At 62.9% G+C, this 16,083-nt stretch carries 12 protein-coding genes; 5 read left to right on the top strand and 7 right to left on the bottom strand.

What is annotated here, in order from left to right:
• Positions 1 to 2 precede the first annotated feature (2 nt).
• The 3 genes from chrA (at position 3) to ahpF (ending at position 3,797) form a co-directional block, all read left to right on the top strand.
• Positions 3 to 1,358, top strand: a complete 1,356-nt coding sequence (gene chrA / locus CDE01S_RS01290) for a chromate efflux transporter (RefSeq protein WP_066702581.1) — start codon at positions 3 to 5, stop codon at positions 1,356 to 1,358.
• Positions 1,359 to 1,541: 183 nt separating this feature from the next.
• On the top strand, positions 1,542 to 2,105 hold the full coding sequence (gene ahpC, locus CDE01S_RS01285; RefSeq protein WP_066702578.1) for an alkyl hydroperoxide reductase subunit C: 564 nt from the start codon (positions 1,542 to 1,544) through the stop codon (positions 2,103 to 2,105).
• Between the two features lie 114 nt (positions 2,106 to 2,219).
• On the top strand, positions 2,220 to 3,797 hold the full coding sequence (gene ahpF / locus CDE01S_RS01280) for an alkyl hydroperoxide reductase subunit F (RefSeq protein WP_066702575.1): 1,578 nt from the start codon (positions 2,220 to 2,222) through the stop codon (positions 3,795 to 3,797).
• 68 nt (positions 3,798 to 3,865) lie between these two features.
• Here the strand turns inward: ahpF and CDE01S_RS01275 are convergent, their stop codons facing one another.
• The 7 genes from CDE01S_RS01275 to CDE01S_RS01245 all read right to left on the bottom strand — a co-directional run bounded on the left by CDE01S_RS01275 (position 3,866) and on the right by CDE01S_RS01245 (position 11,866).
• Positions 3,866 to 5,050 (bottom strand): acetyl-CoA C-acyltransferase family protein, encoded by a 1,185-nt coding sequence (locus CDE01S_RS01275; protein ID WP_066702573.1) that lies wholly within the window; start codon positions 5,048 to 5,050, stop codon positions 3,866 to 3,868.
• A 132-nt stretch (positions 5,051 to 5,182) separates the two neighbouring features.
• Complete coding sequence (locus tag CDE01S_RS01270; protein WP_066702562.1) at positions 5,183 to 6,991, bottom strand: AMP-dependent synthetase/ligase; 1,809 nt, start codon at positions 6,989 to 6,991, stop codon at positions 5,183 to 5,185.
• A complete protein-coding gene (locus CDE01S_RS01265; RefSeq protein WP_066702560.1) occupies positions 6,988 to 7,806 on the bottom strand; it encodes an ABC transporter ATP-binding protein in 819 nt (272 codons plus the stop codon). Before CDE01S_RS01265 ends, CDE01S_RS01270 begins: the two co-directional genes overlap by 4 nt.
• A 157-nt stretch (positions 7,807 to 7,963) precedes the next feature.
• The gene (locus CDE01S_RS01260) at positions 7,964 to 9,145 is read right to left on the bottom strand and encodes an ABC transporter substrate-binding protein (RefSeq protein WP_066702962.1); all 1,182 of its coding nucleotides are present in this window, start codon (positions 9,143 to 9,145) and stop codon (positions 7,964 to 7,966) included.
• A 38-nt stretch (positions 9,146 to 9,183) separates the two neighbouring features.
• Positions 9,184 to 10,221, bottom strand: a complete 1,038-nt coding sequence (locus CDE01S_RS01255) for a branched-chain amino acid ABC transporter permease (RefSeq protein ID WP_066702557.1) — start codon at positions 10,219 to 10,221, stop codon at positions 9,184 to 9,186.
• Positions 10,221 to 11,099 carry a branched-chain amino acid ABC transporter permease gene (locus CDE01S_RS01250; RefSeq protein WP_066702546.1) on the bottom strand — a complete coding sequence of 293 codons (879 nt, stop codon included), beginning with the start codon at positions 11,097 to 11,099 and terminating at the stop codon, positions 10,221 to 10,223. Before CDE01S_RS01250 ends, CDE01S_RS01255 begins: the two co-directional genes overlap by 1 nt.
• On the bottom strand, positions 11,099 to 11,866 hold the full coding sequence (locus tag CDE01S_RS01245; protein ID WP_245636074.1) for an ABC transporter ATP-binding protein: 768 nt from the start codon (positions 11,864 to 11,866) through the stop codon (positions 11,099 to 11,101). The genes CDE01S_RS01250 and CDE01S_RS01245 overlap by 1 nt, the downstream gene beginning before the upstream one ends.
• Positions 11,867 to 12,065: 199 nt before the next feature.
• Here CDE01S_RS01245 and CDE01S_RS01240 point away from each other — a divergent pair, with 199 nt between their 5' ends.
• Together CDE01S_RS01240 and CDE01S_RS01235 are read left to right on the top strand one after the other, a co-directional pair.
• Positions 12,066 to 12,791: a TetR/AcrR family transcriptional regulator gene (locus tag CDE01S_RS01240; protein ID WP_066702543.1), complete on the top strand. Its 726-nt coding sequence runs from the start codon at positions 12,066 to 12,068 to the stop codon at positions 12,789 to 12,791.
• 149 nt (positions 12,792 to 12,940) lie between these two features.
• Entirely contained in the window at positions 12,941 to 14,980 is a 2,040-nt protein-coding gene (locus CDE01S_RS01235; protein ID WP_066702542.1) for a putative bifunctional diguanylate cyclase/phosphodiesterase, read from the top strand.
• Positions 14,981 to 16,083: the final 1,103 nt, after the last annotated feature.

Raw genomic sequence — 16,083 nt, 5'->3', positions numbered from 1 at the left:
AGATGACCCGCCCTTCCTCCTCATCACCCGAGCCTGCCATCCCCGCTGCCGTGAGTTTCCGAGAGGCGTTCTATTTCTGGCTCAAGCTCGGCTTCATCAGTTTCGGCGGGCCGGCCGGGCAGATTGCGGTCATGCACCAGGAGCTGGTTGAACGCCGGCACTGGATTTCGGAAAGACGCTTTCTGCATGCGCTCAACTACTGCATGCTGTTGCCCGGGCCGGAAGCCCAGCAACTCGCCACCTACATCGGCTGGCTGATGCACCGCACCTGGGGCGGCATTGTGGCGGGCGTGCTGTTCGTCCTGCCTTCGCTCTTCATTCTCATTGCGCTGTCCTGGCTCTACGTCGCCTTTGGCCAGACGCCGCTGATGGCCGGCTTGTTCTATGGCATCAAACCGGCGGTGACGGCCATCGTGCTGCAGGCGGCGTGGCGCATTGGTTCGCGCGCCCTGAAAAACAGTGCGCTATGGGCCATTGCGGCGGCTTCCTTTGTTGCCATCTTCGCGCTCAATGTGCCGTTCCCGGCCATCGTGGCGGTGGCGGCACTGGTCGGTTATGTCGGGGGGCGCATCGCGCCGGGCCGCTTTCGCCTTGGCGGACACGGGCCTAAGGTGAAGTCCTATGGCCCGGCCCTGATCGATGACGAGACACCCACACCGATCCATGCGCGCTTTCGCTGGCCACACCTGCTGCGGATCCTGCTGTTGGGGGCCCTGTTGTGGTCCGTACCGATGGCTGCACTGAGCCTGATCGGGGGCTGGAACCATGCCTACACCCAGATGGGCTGGTTCTTCACCAAGGCGGCGCTGTTGACCTTCGGCGGTGCCTATGCGGTGCTGCCTTACGTCTACCAGGGGGCCGTCGGCCACTACGGCTGGCTCACGCCCGAGCAGATGATCGACGGCCTGGCGTTGGGAGAAACCACGCCCGGGCCGCTGATCATGGTGGTGGCTTTTGTCGGCTTTGTGGGGGGGTATGGCCAGGCCTTGCTGGGGCCGCAACAGCTGTTTCTTGCGGGCGCTCTTGCGGCCGTGCTGGTGACCTGGTTCACCTTCCTGCCCTCTTTCCTGTTCATCCTGGCCGGTGGGCCTCTGGTCGAATCGACCCATAACGACCTCAAGTTCACTGCGCCATTGACCGCCATCACAGCGGCCGTGGTTGGCGTGGTGCTCAACCTGGCGTTGTTCTTCGGTTACCACGTGCTGTGGCCGCAGGGTTATGCCGGGGCGTTCGACTGGGTGTCAGCCCTGATCGCCTTGGCCGCTGCCGTGGCCTTGCTGCGCTTTCAGCGTAATGTGATGCACGTCATTGCCGCATGCGCCCTGCTGGGTCTGCTGCTGAAAAGCGCGGGGCTCTGAGCGCTCGTATTTTTCTTTAGCTGACAAAAGTGGCGCGCGTTGGTGCGGCGCAATATATGTTTCCTATCGATAGCATAGATAAAACATAAAAAGATTATCAATAGTTTGGATCTATAATTCCTCATCGGTTCAAAAAACCGGTGGCTCAATAACCAAGTCTTATCCATCTAACGGAGTTAATTCATGTCTCTGATCAACACCCAGGTTCAGCCCTTCAAAGCCAACGCTTTCCACAATGGCAAGTTCATCGAAGTGACCGACGCCAGCCTGAAGGGCAAGTGGTCCGTGCTGATCTTCATGCCGGCTGCCTTCACCTTCAACTGCCCGACCGAGATTGAAGACGCTGCCGACAACTACGCCGAGTTCCAGAAGGCCGGTGCCGAGGTCTACATCGTGACGACCGACACCCACTTCTCGCACAAGGTGTGGCATGAGACCTCGCCCGCTGTCGGCAAGGCCAAGTTCCCCCTGGTGGGCGACCCGACCCACGCCCTGACCAACGCTTTCGGCGTGCACATCCCGGAAGAAGGCCTGGCACTGCGCGGCACCTTCATCATCAACCCCGAAGGCACCATCAAGACCATGGAAGTCCATGACAACGCCATCGCGCGTGATGTCAAGGAAACCGTGCGCAAGCTGAAGGCGGCTCAGTACGTGGCCAACAACCCCGGCCAAGTTTGCCCGGCCAAGTGGAACGAAGGCGCCAAGACCCTGACGCCCTCGCTGGACCTGGTGGGCAAGATCTAAATCTTGTTGATGAATGGCCCGCAGGCGCACAACGCCTGCCGGCTTTCGTGCAAGGCTGCCCGGCACACCGGGCGGCCAGCTCTCAGTGTTGCTTAAATACCAAGGACAGACATCATGTTGGACGACAACCTCAAGGCACAACTCAAGGCTTACCTCGAGCGGGTGACCCAGCCGTTCGAAATCGTGGCGTCGCTAGGCGACAGTGAAAGCTCGCGTGACATGGAAGGGCTGCTGAAGGACATTGCCGCACTGTCCAACCAGATCACCTTGCGCACCGACGGCACCGATGCGCGCAAGCCCTCCTTCGCGCTCAACCGCCTGGGCTACAACATGGGCCTGCGTTTTGCCGCCATTCCGCTGGGGCATGAGTTCACCTCGCTGGTGCTGGCGCTGCTGTGGGTCGGCGGCCATCCGCCCAAGGTCGAGCCCGAGGTGATCGAGCAGATCCGCAACCTCGACGGCGACTACAACTTCGAGGTCTACATGTCCCTCAGCTGCCACAACTGCCCGGACGTGGTGCAGGCGCTCAACCTCATGGCGGTGCTCAATCCCAAGGTGCGTGTGGTCACCATCGACGGCGCGCTGTTCCAGGACGAGGTCAACGAACGCCAGATCATGGCCGTGCCCAGCATCTACCTCAACGGCGAGCCGTTCGGCTCCGGCCGCATGGGCGTGGAAGAGATTGTGGCCAAGCTCGACACCGGCGCGGCGGCCCGTGATGCCGCCAAGCTTTCTGCCCGCGCACCGTATGAGGTGCTCATTGTCGGCGGTGGCCCGGCCGGTGCCGCAGCGGCTGTGTATGCGGCGCGCAAGGGCATCCGTACCGGCGTGGCGGCCGAGCGCTTCGGCGGCCAGGTGAACGACACCATGGCGATCGAGAACTTCATCTCGGTGCCTGAAACCGACGGCCCGAAGTTCGCGGCCGCTCTGGAGCAGCACGTCAAGGCCTATGACGTGGACATCATGAACCTGCAGCGTGCCGACAAGATCATTCCGGCCAGCGAGCCGGGTGGTTTGATCGAGGTCCAACTGGCCAACGGCGGTTCGCTCAAGAGCCGCAGTGTCATCCTGTCCACCGGCGCGCGCTGGCGCAATGTCAATGTGCCGGGCGAAGAACAGTACAAGAACAAGGGCGTGGCCTACTGCCCGCACTGCGATGGTCCCTTGTTCAAGGGCAAGCGCGTGGCGGTGATCGGCGGCGGCAACTCGGGTGTCGAGGCCGCGATCGACCTGGCCGGTATCGTGGCGCATGTGACCCTGCTCGAGTTCGGTGACGCCCTGCGTGCCGATGCCGTGTTGGTGGCCAAGCTCAAGAGCCTGCCCAATGTCACCATTCACACCCAGGCCCAGACCACCGAGTTCACCGGCGACGGCAACAAACTCAACGGCCTGACGTACACCGACCGCGCCAGTGGTGAGTCGCGCCATGTCGAGCTGGAAGGTGTGTTCGTGCAGATCGGCCTGGTGCCCAACACCGAATGGCTCAAGGGTACGGTGGAGCTGAGCCGACACGGCGAGATCGTGGTCGATGCCAAGGGTGCCACCAATGTACCGGGCGTGTTCGCGGCCGGCGACGTGACCACGGTGCCATACAAGCAGATCATCATCGCCACCGGCGAAGGTGCCAAGGCTGCACTCAGCGCCTTTGATTACCTGATCCGCACCCCGGTGCCACAGGTGGTGGTCGCCTGACAGTGCTTGTCAGATGACAAAAGGGGCTGACCTTCATGGTCAGCCCCTTTTCTTTTTCATAAGGGTGTTCAGACCCGTTCGAAGATAGCGGCAATACCTTGGCCACCACCGATGCACAGCGTGACCAGGGCGTAACGACCGCCGGTGCGGTGCAGCTCGGCAATCGCCTTGGTGGTGATGATGGCGCCGGTGGCGCCCACCGGGTGGCCGAGCGAGATGCCGGAGCCGTTCGGGTTCACCTTGGCCGGGTCGAAATTCAGTTCCTTGATGACGGCGCAGGCTTGGGCCGCAAAGGCCTCATTGGCCTCGATGACGTCGAGATCGCTCACCTTCAGGCCGGTGCGTTCCAGCACCTTGCGCGTGGCCGGAATCGGGCCGATGCCCATGTAGGCCGGGTCGACGCCGGCGTGGGCGTAGCCGACCAGGCGTGCCAGCGGTTTGAGGCCGAGCGCCTGCACGCGGCTGCCGGCGGCCAGCACCACGGCACCCGCGCCGTCGTTGATGCCGGAGGCATTGCCGGCCGTGACCAGACCATCCTTCTTGAAGGCCGGCTTCATCTTGGCCAGCGTCTCAACCGTGGTATCGGCCCGCACATGTTCGTCGGTGTCGAACAGCACGACGCCCTTGCGGGTCTTGACCTCCACCGGGACGATCTGTTCCTTGAAGCGGCCCTCGGCAATGGCGACGGCCGCACGGCGCTGGCTTTCGGCGGCCAGTGCATCCTGCTGCTCACGCGAGATGTTGTAGCGTGCCGCCACGTTTTCGGCCGTGACGCCCATGTGCATCTTCTCCCATGGGTCATGCAGGATGCCGAGCATGTAGTCCACCAGCGTGGCGTCCCCCATGCGCATGCCATAACGCGCCGAGGTGTCGAAGTAGGGGCCGCGGCTCATCGATTCGGAGCCACCGCCGATGGCGATGTCGCAATCACCCAGGGCAATGGCTTGTGCCGCCGACACGATGGCCTGCAGGCCCGAACCGCACAGGCGGTTGACGTTGAAGGCGGGCGTCTCGATCGGGCAGCCGGCATCGATGGCAGCAACGCGGCTCAGGTAGGCGTCCTTGGTGTCGGTCGGGATCACATTGCCCATTACCACATGGCCGACGGCGTCCGGTGCCACGCCGCTGCGCTCGATGGCGGCGCGCACCGCAGTGGTGGCGAGTTGAGTGTTGGGCACGTCCTTGAGCGCACCACCGAAGGTACCAATGGCGGTGCGGGCCGTGCCGACGACGAAGATGTCGCGCTGGTTCATGGAAATTTCTCCTGTAGGCAAGTCAATGTCAGTCACCCCTGAATTGTGCCGGCTGTTGGGTGAAGAAGGCGTGGATGCCGGCACGAAAATCTGCGGTTTGGGTGCATTGCCCAAAGGCGGCCCGTCGCAGGTTCAACGGTACAAGGTTTCGATTTCCACCGCGTAGGTCTTGTAGATGCTGGAGCGGCGCACTTTCATGGTGGCGGTGACTTCACCGTCGTCATGGTCGAGTTCTTTGGTCAGCAGGTGGAACTTGCGGATCTGCGAGACCTGGGCCAGGCGTTCATTGCCGCGGTCGATTTCAGTCTGGATCAGCTCGCGCACCTGCGGCGTCTCTACCAGCGAGCGGAAATGCGTGAACGGAATGCGGCGTGCCTCGGCCCACTTGCCCACCGTTTCCAGGTCGATCTGCACCAGGGCCCCGACGAACTTGCGCCCTTCGGCCACGATGATGCACTCCTTGATGTAGGGGCTGCCCTTCATCGTGTTCTCGATCTCCGAGGGCGTGAGGTTCTTGCCGCCAGCGGTGATCATGATGTCCTTCAGGCGGTCGACGATCTTTAGCTGGCCGCGTTCTTCGCGCACCACGTCGCCGGTGTGCAGCCAGCCGTCGCGGATGCTGGCGGCGGTGGCTTCCGGGCTCTTGTAGTAGCCGGCAAACACCATGTCGCCACGTACCTGCAGTTCACCCTCGGCGCCGATGCGGTGTTCGACGCCCAGGATGGGCACACCCACGGTACCGATGACCACGTCGTCGCGGCGGTGGCCGGTGATCATGCCGGTCGATTCGGTCAGGCCATACACCTCCACCAGCGGGACGCCGAGCACGCGGAAGAAGCGCACCACGTCGGGTGGAATCGGGGCTGCACCGGTGAGCGCCACCTGGGCGTTGCGCAGGCCGATGAAGTTCTGCAGCGAGCGGAAGATGCTCCAGTAACTGAGGCAGTAGGCGGCTTTGTCGCTCAGGCGCCAGGCCTTGCGCGGTTTCTCGGCCAAGCCCGAACAAGCCGCGTAGGCCCAGCGGAACAGGGCTCGGCGCAGGCCACCGGTTTCCTGCAGCTTGATGCTGATGGCCGCGTGCAGTTTCTCCCAGATGCGCGGCACGCCCAGGAACATGGTGGGGGCCACCTCGCGCAGGTCTTCCTGCACGGTGCGGATTGATTCGCCGAAGTTCACCTGCGAACCGACATAGACGGGCACGAAGGTGGTCAGCATCTGCTCGGCCACGTGGCACAGCGGCAGGTAGGACAGGTGGGTGGTGTCCGCCGACAGGCCGAGCCGCTCCACGATGCCGGGCACCACGCCGCGGATGTTGCGGTAGGAAATCATGGCGCCCTTGGGCTTGCCGGTGGAGCCCGAGGTGTAGATCATCAGGCCGATGTCATCCAATGTCTGATGAGTCAGGGCTTCGTCGATCAGGGCACTGTTGCCGCTGGCGGCGCCGAGCTGCTCGACCTCGTCGAAGGTGGAGATCAGCTGGCGCATCTCGGGCGCGAAGCTGCGCAGGCCCTTGGTTTCCATCACCACGATGCGGCGCAGGCGTGGCAGCTCATCCAGTGCCGCCAGCACCTTGTCGGTCTGCTCCTGGTCTTCGCAGACCATGACCTCGATGTCGGCATGGGCGACCACGTAGGCCACTTCGGGCGTCGGGCTGGTCGGGTAGACGCCGACCGTCACGGCACCGACCAGGCCGGCGCCCATCTGCGCCAGCACCCACTCGATGCGGTTTTCCGAAATCACGCCGACGTGGCCGCCGGCCAGCAGGCCCAGGGCGCGCAGGCCCAGACCGAAGTGGCAGGCACGCTGGTAGTAGGCATCCCAGCGCACCGGTTTCCAGATGCCGAAGTCCTTCTGGCGGATGGCGATGCGCGCCGGCATGGCCTGCGCCTGCTGGCGCAGCATCTGGGGCAGGGTCAGTTCGGGAAGGGCTGTGGGTGTCATGACAACCAGCGTTTGCGACGCTTGTAATGTTTGATGTCCTTGAAGCTCTTGGCTTCGCCACCACCACCCATGCCGAGGTAGAACTCGCGCACGTCGGGGTCGGAGGCCAGCCGCTCGGCGCTGCCGTCGATCACGATCTTGCCGTTCTCCATGATGTAGCCGCTGTGCGCCACGGCCAGCGCCACGGTGGCGTTCTGCTCCACCAGCAGCATGGAGACGCCGCGCTCGGCGTTGATACGCGCGATGATGGTGAAGATGTCTTCCACCAGCTTGGGCGACAGGCCGAGCGAGGGCTCGTCCAGCAGGATCAGCTCCGGTTGGGCAATCAGCGCGCGGCCGATGGCCAGCATCTGCTGCTCGCCGCCGGAGAGGTAGCCCGCCAGCCCTTTGCGCCGCTCGTGCAGGCGCGGGAAGTAGGTGTAGACCAGGTCGAAGTCGGGCTTGGCCCCATTGCGGCCGGTCAAGGCATAGGTGGCGGCCACCAGGTTTTCCTCCACCGTGAGGTCTTCGAAAACGCGGCGGCCTTCCATCACATGGCTCAGGCCCTGGCGCACCAGTTGCTGGGGTGCCAGCGCGCGCGTGGGCTGGCCGTTGAACAGGATCTGCCCGCCCTCGAGCTCGCCGTCTTCCAGCGTCAGCAGGCCCGAGATGGCCTTGAGCGTGGTGGACTTGCCCGCCCCGTTGCTGCCCAGCAAGGCCACGATCTGGCCGCGCGGCACGGCCAGCGACAGGCCGCGCAGGGCCTGCACCACCTTGTTGTAGACGACCTCGATGTTGTTGACCTCGAGGACGTGGTTTGATGCAGCGGAAGTCATGGTGTTGCGGAGGTGAAGGGGGTTCAACCCAGGGCACCCGTGGAACCGGCTTCGCCGGGCCACTGGGTGCGTCCCCCCTCCCGCGCGCAGCGCGAGAGAGGGGGGAAGGCGCGCAGCGACTCAGGGGGGTGACTCATCTCAATGCGGGTGATTCATCTCACAACGAAATCCAGTCGGAGGCCGGTACCATCTTCTGCGCCTTCATGTCGGCCTTGTAGACGCGTCCCACCGGGATGGAGTTGCCCTTGATGGTGATCGGCACGCCGATCAGGCCGCCGGTGTCGAAGTCCTTGATACTGTTGAGTGCGGCCTTGAGGTTCTTGCCGTTGAGCTCCTTCTTCGCGTCCAGCGTGCGCTTGGCCGCCTCGGTGAACAACATGGCGGCCAGGAAGCCCTGGATGTAGGCCGTACTCTGGTACTCGGGGCGCATCTGGCGGATCTTGTCGAGCATCGGCGCCTTGGCCGAGGTGTCGTAGTAGTAGCGGTAGGGCATCACGCCCATGAAACCGTCGCCGGCCTCGCCCATCTTCATGACGGTGGAGCTGTCCATGGTCCAGAAGGTGCCCATCCACTTGCTGGTCATGCCCTGCTGCTTGCCCTGGGTGATGAACTCGGGAATCGGCGCCAGGATGTAGCCGTGGAAGATGGTGTAGTCGGGTGCCGCGCGGCGCAGCTTGATGACTTCGGTCGACACGTCCACGCTGCCGGGCGGTGTCATGATCTTGATGACGACGTTCAGGCCGAGTTTCTTGGCCAGCGCTTCGCTGCTTTCGACCGGGTCGCGGCCGAATTCGGAGTCGGAGTAGACGAAGGCCACCTTGGCACCGGGTTTCTCCTTGGCGATGTGGCGTAGCAGGATGCCGAACATCTCGGTGTAGTCAGGGCCGACCAGGAACTGGTTCGGGTACTTCTGTGGATCGTTCAGTTCAGTGGCGAACGAGGCACCGGCCATCAGGATGTTGCCATTGCGGTCCAGCTCCGGGTTGATGGTCTTGGAGAAGGCGGTCGAGTCGCCGTAGTAGAGGCTCACCTTGTTCTGGCTGGTGATCTTCTTGTAGGCGGCCACCGAGACGTCCACCTTGTAGCCGGTGTCTTCCGGCACGTAGCGCACCTTGCGGCCCTTGATGCCGCCGCCGTCGTTGAGGATCTTGACGTAGTCGGCGATGCCGGCATTGATGCCGACGCCGGCAAAGGCAAACACACCCGTCATGGGGATGGAGCCGCCGAGAACGATGTCTTCACCGCCGGCTTGGGCATGCGCGGCCAGCGGCGCGGCCAGCGAAGCGCCTGCTGCGAGCAGCAGGGAGCGACGATTTTGGGAAATGCGTGAGTTCTGCATGCTTGTCTCCTTTTCGTTTGCGTTGCCCATGGGTCCGCTCAATTGCGGAACGGCCACAGATGGAAAAAACGGCGAATGCGCCGCCACACTTCTGCGAGCCCGTGCGGCTCGAACACCAGAAAGCCGATGATCAAGAGGCCGAAGATGATGGTGCGCACGGGCGACAGGAACACCGTGAGTTCCGTGCTGTTGGGCAGCAGATCGAACACCAGTTTCAGCAGTTCGGGCATCATGGTCATGAACACCGCGCCCAGAATGGCGCCCAAGATGGTGCCCATGCCGCCGACGATGATGGCGGCGAGGAAGAAGATGGACATCAGCAGCGGGAAGCTCTCGGGTGTCACCACGCGGAAGAAGTAGGCCCACAGGCCGCCGGCCACGCCGGCATAGAAGGACGACAGACCGAAGGACAGCAGCTTGTAGCGCAGCAGCGGAATACCAAGAACCTCGGCCGAGATGTCACGGTCGCGGATGGCGATGAAGGCGCGCCCGACGCGGGTGCGGAACAGATTGGCGGCGCCCAGCAGCATCAGCACCGTGACCGGCACGATCACCCAGTACAAGCGGAACGAGGTGTCGAGCAACACGCCGAAGGCGCTGGCCGGCGGCAGTGTGAGGCCGCCGGTGCCGCCGGTGAAAGACGTGTTGGCGAAGATGAAGTGGGTGATGAAGGAGGCGGCGATGGTGGCAATCGCCAGGTACAGCCCTTTCACGCGCAACGAGGGGATGCCGACGATCAGGCCGCCCAGCATGGCGACACAGCCGCCGGCCAGGATGTTGAGCAGGAAGGGCGTGCCCAGGCGCAGCTGCATGATGGCCACCGTGTAGGCACCCAGCCCCATGAAGGCGGCCTGGCCCAGGCTCACCAGCCCGGTGTAGCCGGTCAGGATGTTGAGGCCGGTGGCGCTGGCCACGTTGATGCAGACCAGACAGGCCAGGTACAGCCAGTAGTCGCTGGCCACAAAGGGAAACAGAAGCAGCAGGATGGCCGCGACCGCCAGCCAGATTTTCTGCGTGCGTGAGTCAAACAGCGCCGCGTCGGCGATGTAGGACTCCTTGAGGGTACCTATTCTCATCAGAGTCTCTCGATCTCGTGGGTGCCGAACAGGCCGTAGGGCCGGATCATCAGGATCACGACCAGCACGATGAAGGTCGCCAGCAGCTTGTACTCGCCGCCCAGGTAGGCGCCGGCCAGTGCCTCGACCAGACCGATGAACAGGCCACCGACCAGCGCGCCCAGCACGCTGTCCAGGCCACCAACGATCACCACCACCAACACCGACAGACCGAACACGCCCATGGTGGAAGAGATGCCGCCGATCGAGCCGACGATGATGCCCGACAGGGCCGCCAGCATGGCTGACACCACCCAGGCCAGCGAGAACACGCGCGGCACGTTGATGCCCATGGAGTAGGCGGCCGCTTGGTCGGAGGCGGTGGCGCGCAAGGCGACGCCGCCGCGCCAGAAACGGAACACCAGCAACACGGCGGTTATGAAGACCACGGCGATCACCGCGCCCCAGAAGATCTTGGGCGCCAGGAACGCATCACCGACCATGATGGCCTTCGTGAGCATGAAGTCGGGCAGGCGCTTCTGGTCCGCTGTCCAGATCATTTCGACCAGGCCCACCAGCACCGAGGCCAGGCCCACGGTGACCATGAAGACAGAGATCGGCGGCTCGCCCAGCAGCGGGCGGATCACGGTGCGCTCGATCACCGCACCCAGCAAACCGGCACCCAGCACGGCAGCCGGAATGGCCAGCCAGATCGGCAACGCCAGCATCGAGGCGAAGGTGAAGAACAGGTAGGCGCCGGCCATCAGCATTTCACCGATGGCGATGTTGACGACGCGCGTGGCCTTGTAGACCATGACGAAGGCGAGCGCCGCCAGCGCATAGAGGCCGCCACTGGCGATGCCGGTCAGGCTGATCTCGAACAGGTAGGCCCAATCCATCAGACGGCTCCCGCTGTTGCATGCAGCTTGCGCCGCAGATCGCCGACATCGCCGGAGCCGAGGTAGGCGCGGATCACTTCCGGATCGGCCTGCACGGTGGCCGGGGCGCCCTGGGCAATGACCTGGCCGAAGTTGAGCACCACCACGTGGTCCGACAGGTCCATCACCATGCCCATGTCGTGTTCCACCATCAGCACCGTGACGCCCCATTCGGCGCGCACGTCGAGGATGAAACGCGCCATGTCCTCGGTTTCCTCGCGGTTCATGCCGGCCACCGGTTCATCGAGCATCAGGATCTCGGGCTGCATGGCCAGCGCGCGCGCCATTTCCACGCGCTTTTGCAGCCCGTAGGACAAGGCCGACACCGGTGCATGGCGGATGTGGTCGATCTCCAGGAAATCGATGATGCGTTCCTCGATGTCGGCACGCAGTTCGGCTTCCTCGCGGCGCGCCCGGCCGATGTAGAACAGGGCGTCGAGCACGTTGCTCTTCAGGTGGGCATGGCGGCCGAGCTTGATGTTGTCCAGCACCGTCATGCCGCGAAACAGGGCAATGTTCTGGAAGCTGCGGCCCAGGCCCATCTTTGCGCGCCGCGGCGCAGGAATACGCGTGATGTCCTGCCCCTGGTAGCGCACGCTGCCGCTAGTGGGGCGGTAAAAGCCGGAGATGGTGTTGAACAGCGAGGTCTTGCCGGCACCGTTGGGGCCGATCACCGCGGTGATGGAGCCGGGCGCCACGTCGAAACTCACGCCGCTGAGCGCCTTCACGCCGCCAAAGGCCAGCGTGACGCCATCGACGCTCAGCAGAGGCTGAGTCTGGGGGGGCCTGCAGGCGTGTTCTCCATCGGCGTCACTACGGGTTTGTGCGAATCGGAAAATTTCTACTTATGCGTAAACTTTTTACTCACGAGTAGATTCTGGAATTTGCCAAGCCTTCGGGCATCAGGACTTTCCCGTAGCACCTGTCATGACAACGACACGTCCGCAACGCCGCAAGATGGCGGCCCCCGCTGCCGCGGCTTCGCCCTGGGCGCCACCGTCCATGCGCGAGCAGCAGCGTGAGGCCAAGCGCAATGCCGTGCTGTCGACCGCGGCGCAGCTGTTCAACGAGAAGGGTTTTCACGCCACCTCGCTGGACGACATCGCGGCCCGGCTCAATGTCAGCAAGCCCACGCTCTACTACTACGTCAAGAACAAGGACGAGATCCTGATTGCTTGCGTGCGGCGCGGGCTGGAGATGATGCACGAGGGCATCGAGGCCAGCCGCGAGGCGGGCGGCTCCGCGGTCGAGCAGCTGATGGCCTGCATGCGCGTCTACACCCGCATCGTCACCATGGATTTCGGCATGTGCGTCATCCGCATTGCCGACGACGAGTTGCCACCCAAGAGCCGGAAGGAGCTACGGCGCCTCAAGTCCGGCATCGACATGGAATTCCGCCGTCTGGTGGCGGCCGGGGTGGAAGAGGGGGCGATTGCCCCGTGCGACCCCAAGATGACGGCCTTCCTGATTGCCGGTGCGCTGGGCTGGATCGGCCGCTGGTACCAGCCGGACGGCGAGTACGAACCTGAGCAGATTGCCGATCAGTTCATTGCCACGCTTTGCCACGGGGTGCTGCGGCCTGTCGATGAAGGTCTGACCAAAGGCAAGCAGAAACCCCTGGCCAGCCGCAAGCGCAAAAGCATTGCCGCTTGACGGTACGCAAGCATCTGCTGTGCAGGAATGGTGTGCCGGCTTGCAACTTGGGGCGAAGCAGTTCAATAATGAGCAGCCTCCCTGATCTGCATCCGGTGTGATACGGAATGCCGATCGCGAAGGGACGGCACCGAATCTTGAGGGGCTGTATGCAAGCAGGCGAATTGAACGTGTCGGCAGTGCAGGCTCATGCGGTTGCGCGGAACAACCGCATCGCCAGTGAGTTGCTGCTGCTGGCCTATCGCAACAACCGGGCCAGTGTGCTGGTGAATCTGGCGGCCACGGTGGGGGTGGCGATTGCGTTCAGCGGTCAGGGGCAGGTGTGGCCTTGGCTGTGGCTGGGCATTGTGCTGTGCATCAGCCTGCTGCGCCTGGGGCTCGATCTGGCCTTCTCGCGTCAGTTCGGCACTGGGGCACTGCTGACATCAACACAGCGCTTACGCTGGCAGCGGCCCTATGAAGTCGGCTTGGTACTGGGCGCCCTGATGTGGGTTGTGCTGGTCTGGACCCAGCTCGACAAGCAACCTGCCGAAGGGCAGTTCGTCATGCTGATTGTGGTGTCCGCCTTGGCCGGTGGGGCCACCGGCGTGCTGGCGCCCTTGCTCGGGGTCGGTCGTATTTATATCGGTTTGCTGTTGGTGCCCGCGTGTCTGAAGCTGTATTGGCTGCCGCATTCAGAGCCCGTGTTGGCCACACTGGGACTGATCTTCTTTGTTGTCATGCTGGTCGGCCATAAGAACAACCACAAGATTGTGGTGCGTTCCATCGCCTTGCAGGAAGAAAACACCGATCTGGTGGCCCGGCTGACGCAGCACAACCACGAGGTCGAGGCGCTCAACGCCAGCCTGGAGAAACGCGTTGCCGAGCGCACGGAGGCTTTGCAGACCATGGCCCATCGTGATGCGCTCACCGGCTTGTTCAACCGGCGTGGCCTGCAGCGTTGGATGGATGAACGCATTTTGCAGGCCTCTCCCGAGGGCATTGCCGTGCTGTTTCTCGACCTGGATCGCTTCAAGCAGATCAACGATGGCCTGGGGCACGACCTGGGTGACCGCGTGTTGCAGGAAATCGCCCGCTGCTTCGAGGTACGTATGCCGGCGGATGCGGTCGTGGCACGCTGGGGCGGTGACGAGTTCGTGGTGGCCATTCCTTTGCTGCCGGATGATGCCGACCGGGGCATGCGTCTGGCCATGACGCTGCGCGAACGTGTGATGGCGCCGTTGCAGGTGGACGATGAATTGCTGCATGTCGGCGTCAGCATCGGGGTTGCACGCTTTCCGCGTGATGGCAAAACGCCGTCAGACCTGATCCGGGCCGCTGATCTGGCCGCGACCGAGGTGAAACGCTCCGGGCGAGGTCATATCCTCGCCTACCATGAGCTGCTTTCCCGTGTGCAAAGGCGCCGGCTGGAAATCAGCCAGGCGCTGCGTGATGCTACCGTGGATGGTTCGCTGAGCGTGGTCTATCAGCCGATCGTTGATGCCAGTAGCGGCGAAGTGGCCGCCCTGGAAGCTCTGCTGCGCTGGGAGCATGCCGTGCTGGGGGTGATCCGGCCCGAAGAGTTCATCCCGATTGCAGAAGATTCGGATCGCATTGTGGAGCTGGGTGAATGGGTGCTGAAACGGGCCTGTACCGACGCCATGGTCTGGGGCGCAGGTCATGATGCCCCTGCCGTGGCTCTCAACGTTTCCATCCGGCAATTGCTGGTGGCTGGTTTTGCGGACATGGTCGCCGAGGCATTGGCCACGGCCGGCTTGCCGGCGGCGCGCCTGGATATCGAAGTCACCGAATCCATTTTCGGCGAACAGCACACGACGCCGGCGCTGGAGACCCTGGTTCGGCTGCGCAAGCTCGGCGTGCGTGTGCATGTGGACGATTTCGGTACGGGTTATTCCTCGCTCTCGCGCCTGCACGAGTTCCCGCTCGATGCCCTGAAAATCGATCGCTCCTTCGTGCATGCCATCCATGGACATGGACACGCCATCATCGAAGGGGCGATCCTGATCGCACGGCGTTTTGGCCTGCGCGTGATTGCCGAGGGCGTGGAAAACTTCGAACAGGCCGCGGTGCTTCAGTCGCTGGGGGTGGACCTGCTGCAGGGGCATGCCTTGGGTGAAGCTTCCGCCGCCCCGCGGATCGAGGCGGTCGATCCGGTCTGGGTCGCTTCGGGTGCGAAGGCGTCGGCCTGATGAAGTGGGGCGTGCGAGTTCAGCATCACATGCCATAGAGCCAAGAAAAAACCCGCCAATCTTGCGATTGGCGGGTTTTTTAACTGGTGCCGGAGAGATGAATCGAACACCCGACCTTCTCATTACGAACCGGTCTAGGGTAGGTCTGGCGGGGCTTTTACCCTTGGCGTGTAACTCATGTTGGCTGTCATTGGCTACACAGGAGTTACGCAAATGTTCGCTATCTGCCACACCCGGCAGTCGCGCCGCTTGACGTGCGCGCGCAGTCGGTATCACAATAAAAACGCTTGTCCACCCGCCACCAATATATTTCGGGCAAGCCATAGAACCAAATACGGCGGTTTTTTACTTTCGGGCATAGCTCCCACACATTCGGCCATTGCGCCTGACCTAGCAGGATTCCCGACCAATCGGGCTTCTGGTCCCTGCACTCCTACTTTCGTTGCGCCGTTTTCGAGTTTTCAACTCGGATCGGCTGCGGCGTGTTCACAACCGAACCGTGTGGAGGCCTGCTATGGCTAAGTCAATTTTCAATGGGGATGCTTCGTCGGCTCCGGCTGGGGATGCGCTAGCGCCCCTGCCGGGGCCGGCGAAGCCGGCCCTAGATTTATCACTAGGACACTTTGGAACAACAAGGAACGGAAAACGTTCTTTTCGCAGCGAAGAACAGGTGTTCCGTTTGGTCGTTGACAAGGCGTCACGAACTGCTGTCCTTCATGTGAATGCCGATGCCTTCGAGAGCAGGGCTGAGAGGCGTCGTGCTCAAAAGGCTTTTCTCAAAGAAGCTACTCAGCTGATTGCAGGTATGAACTTGCGAATGGATGAGGGGGGCAGGAATGGACTTTGATTCCAACCCCTACCTTGATCGTGTTGTCGCCCGTATGAGAGCTGATAACGCGGTCGGAAAGCTTCAGGCGCACTGGTCGGCTCGCTCCCAGCGCCATCTTTATCGAGTTGGCTACTGGATTGAGCATGCGGGCTTTTTAAGGCTGTCGGCTCGATACGAGTCGTGGATGGGGCCGTTGCATAACTGGCTGGCTGAGCGCCAGCGGGTCTTTCTTCGGAGGTACTTGTAATGAGTGCCTTCACTAACCGCCTCTATG

Origin of the sequence: Curvibacter delicatus NBRC 14919 (genome assembly GCF_001592265.1) — a bacterium.
Taxonomy (GTDB): Bacteria; Pseudomonadota; Gammaproteobacteria; order Burkholderiales; family Burkholderiaceae_C; genus Hylemonella; species Hylemonella delicata.
Note: the sequence above shows the minus strand (reverse complement) of the source record. Positions and strands in the feature narration are given on the sequence as shown.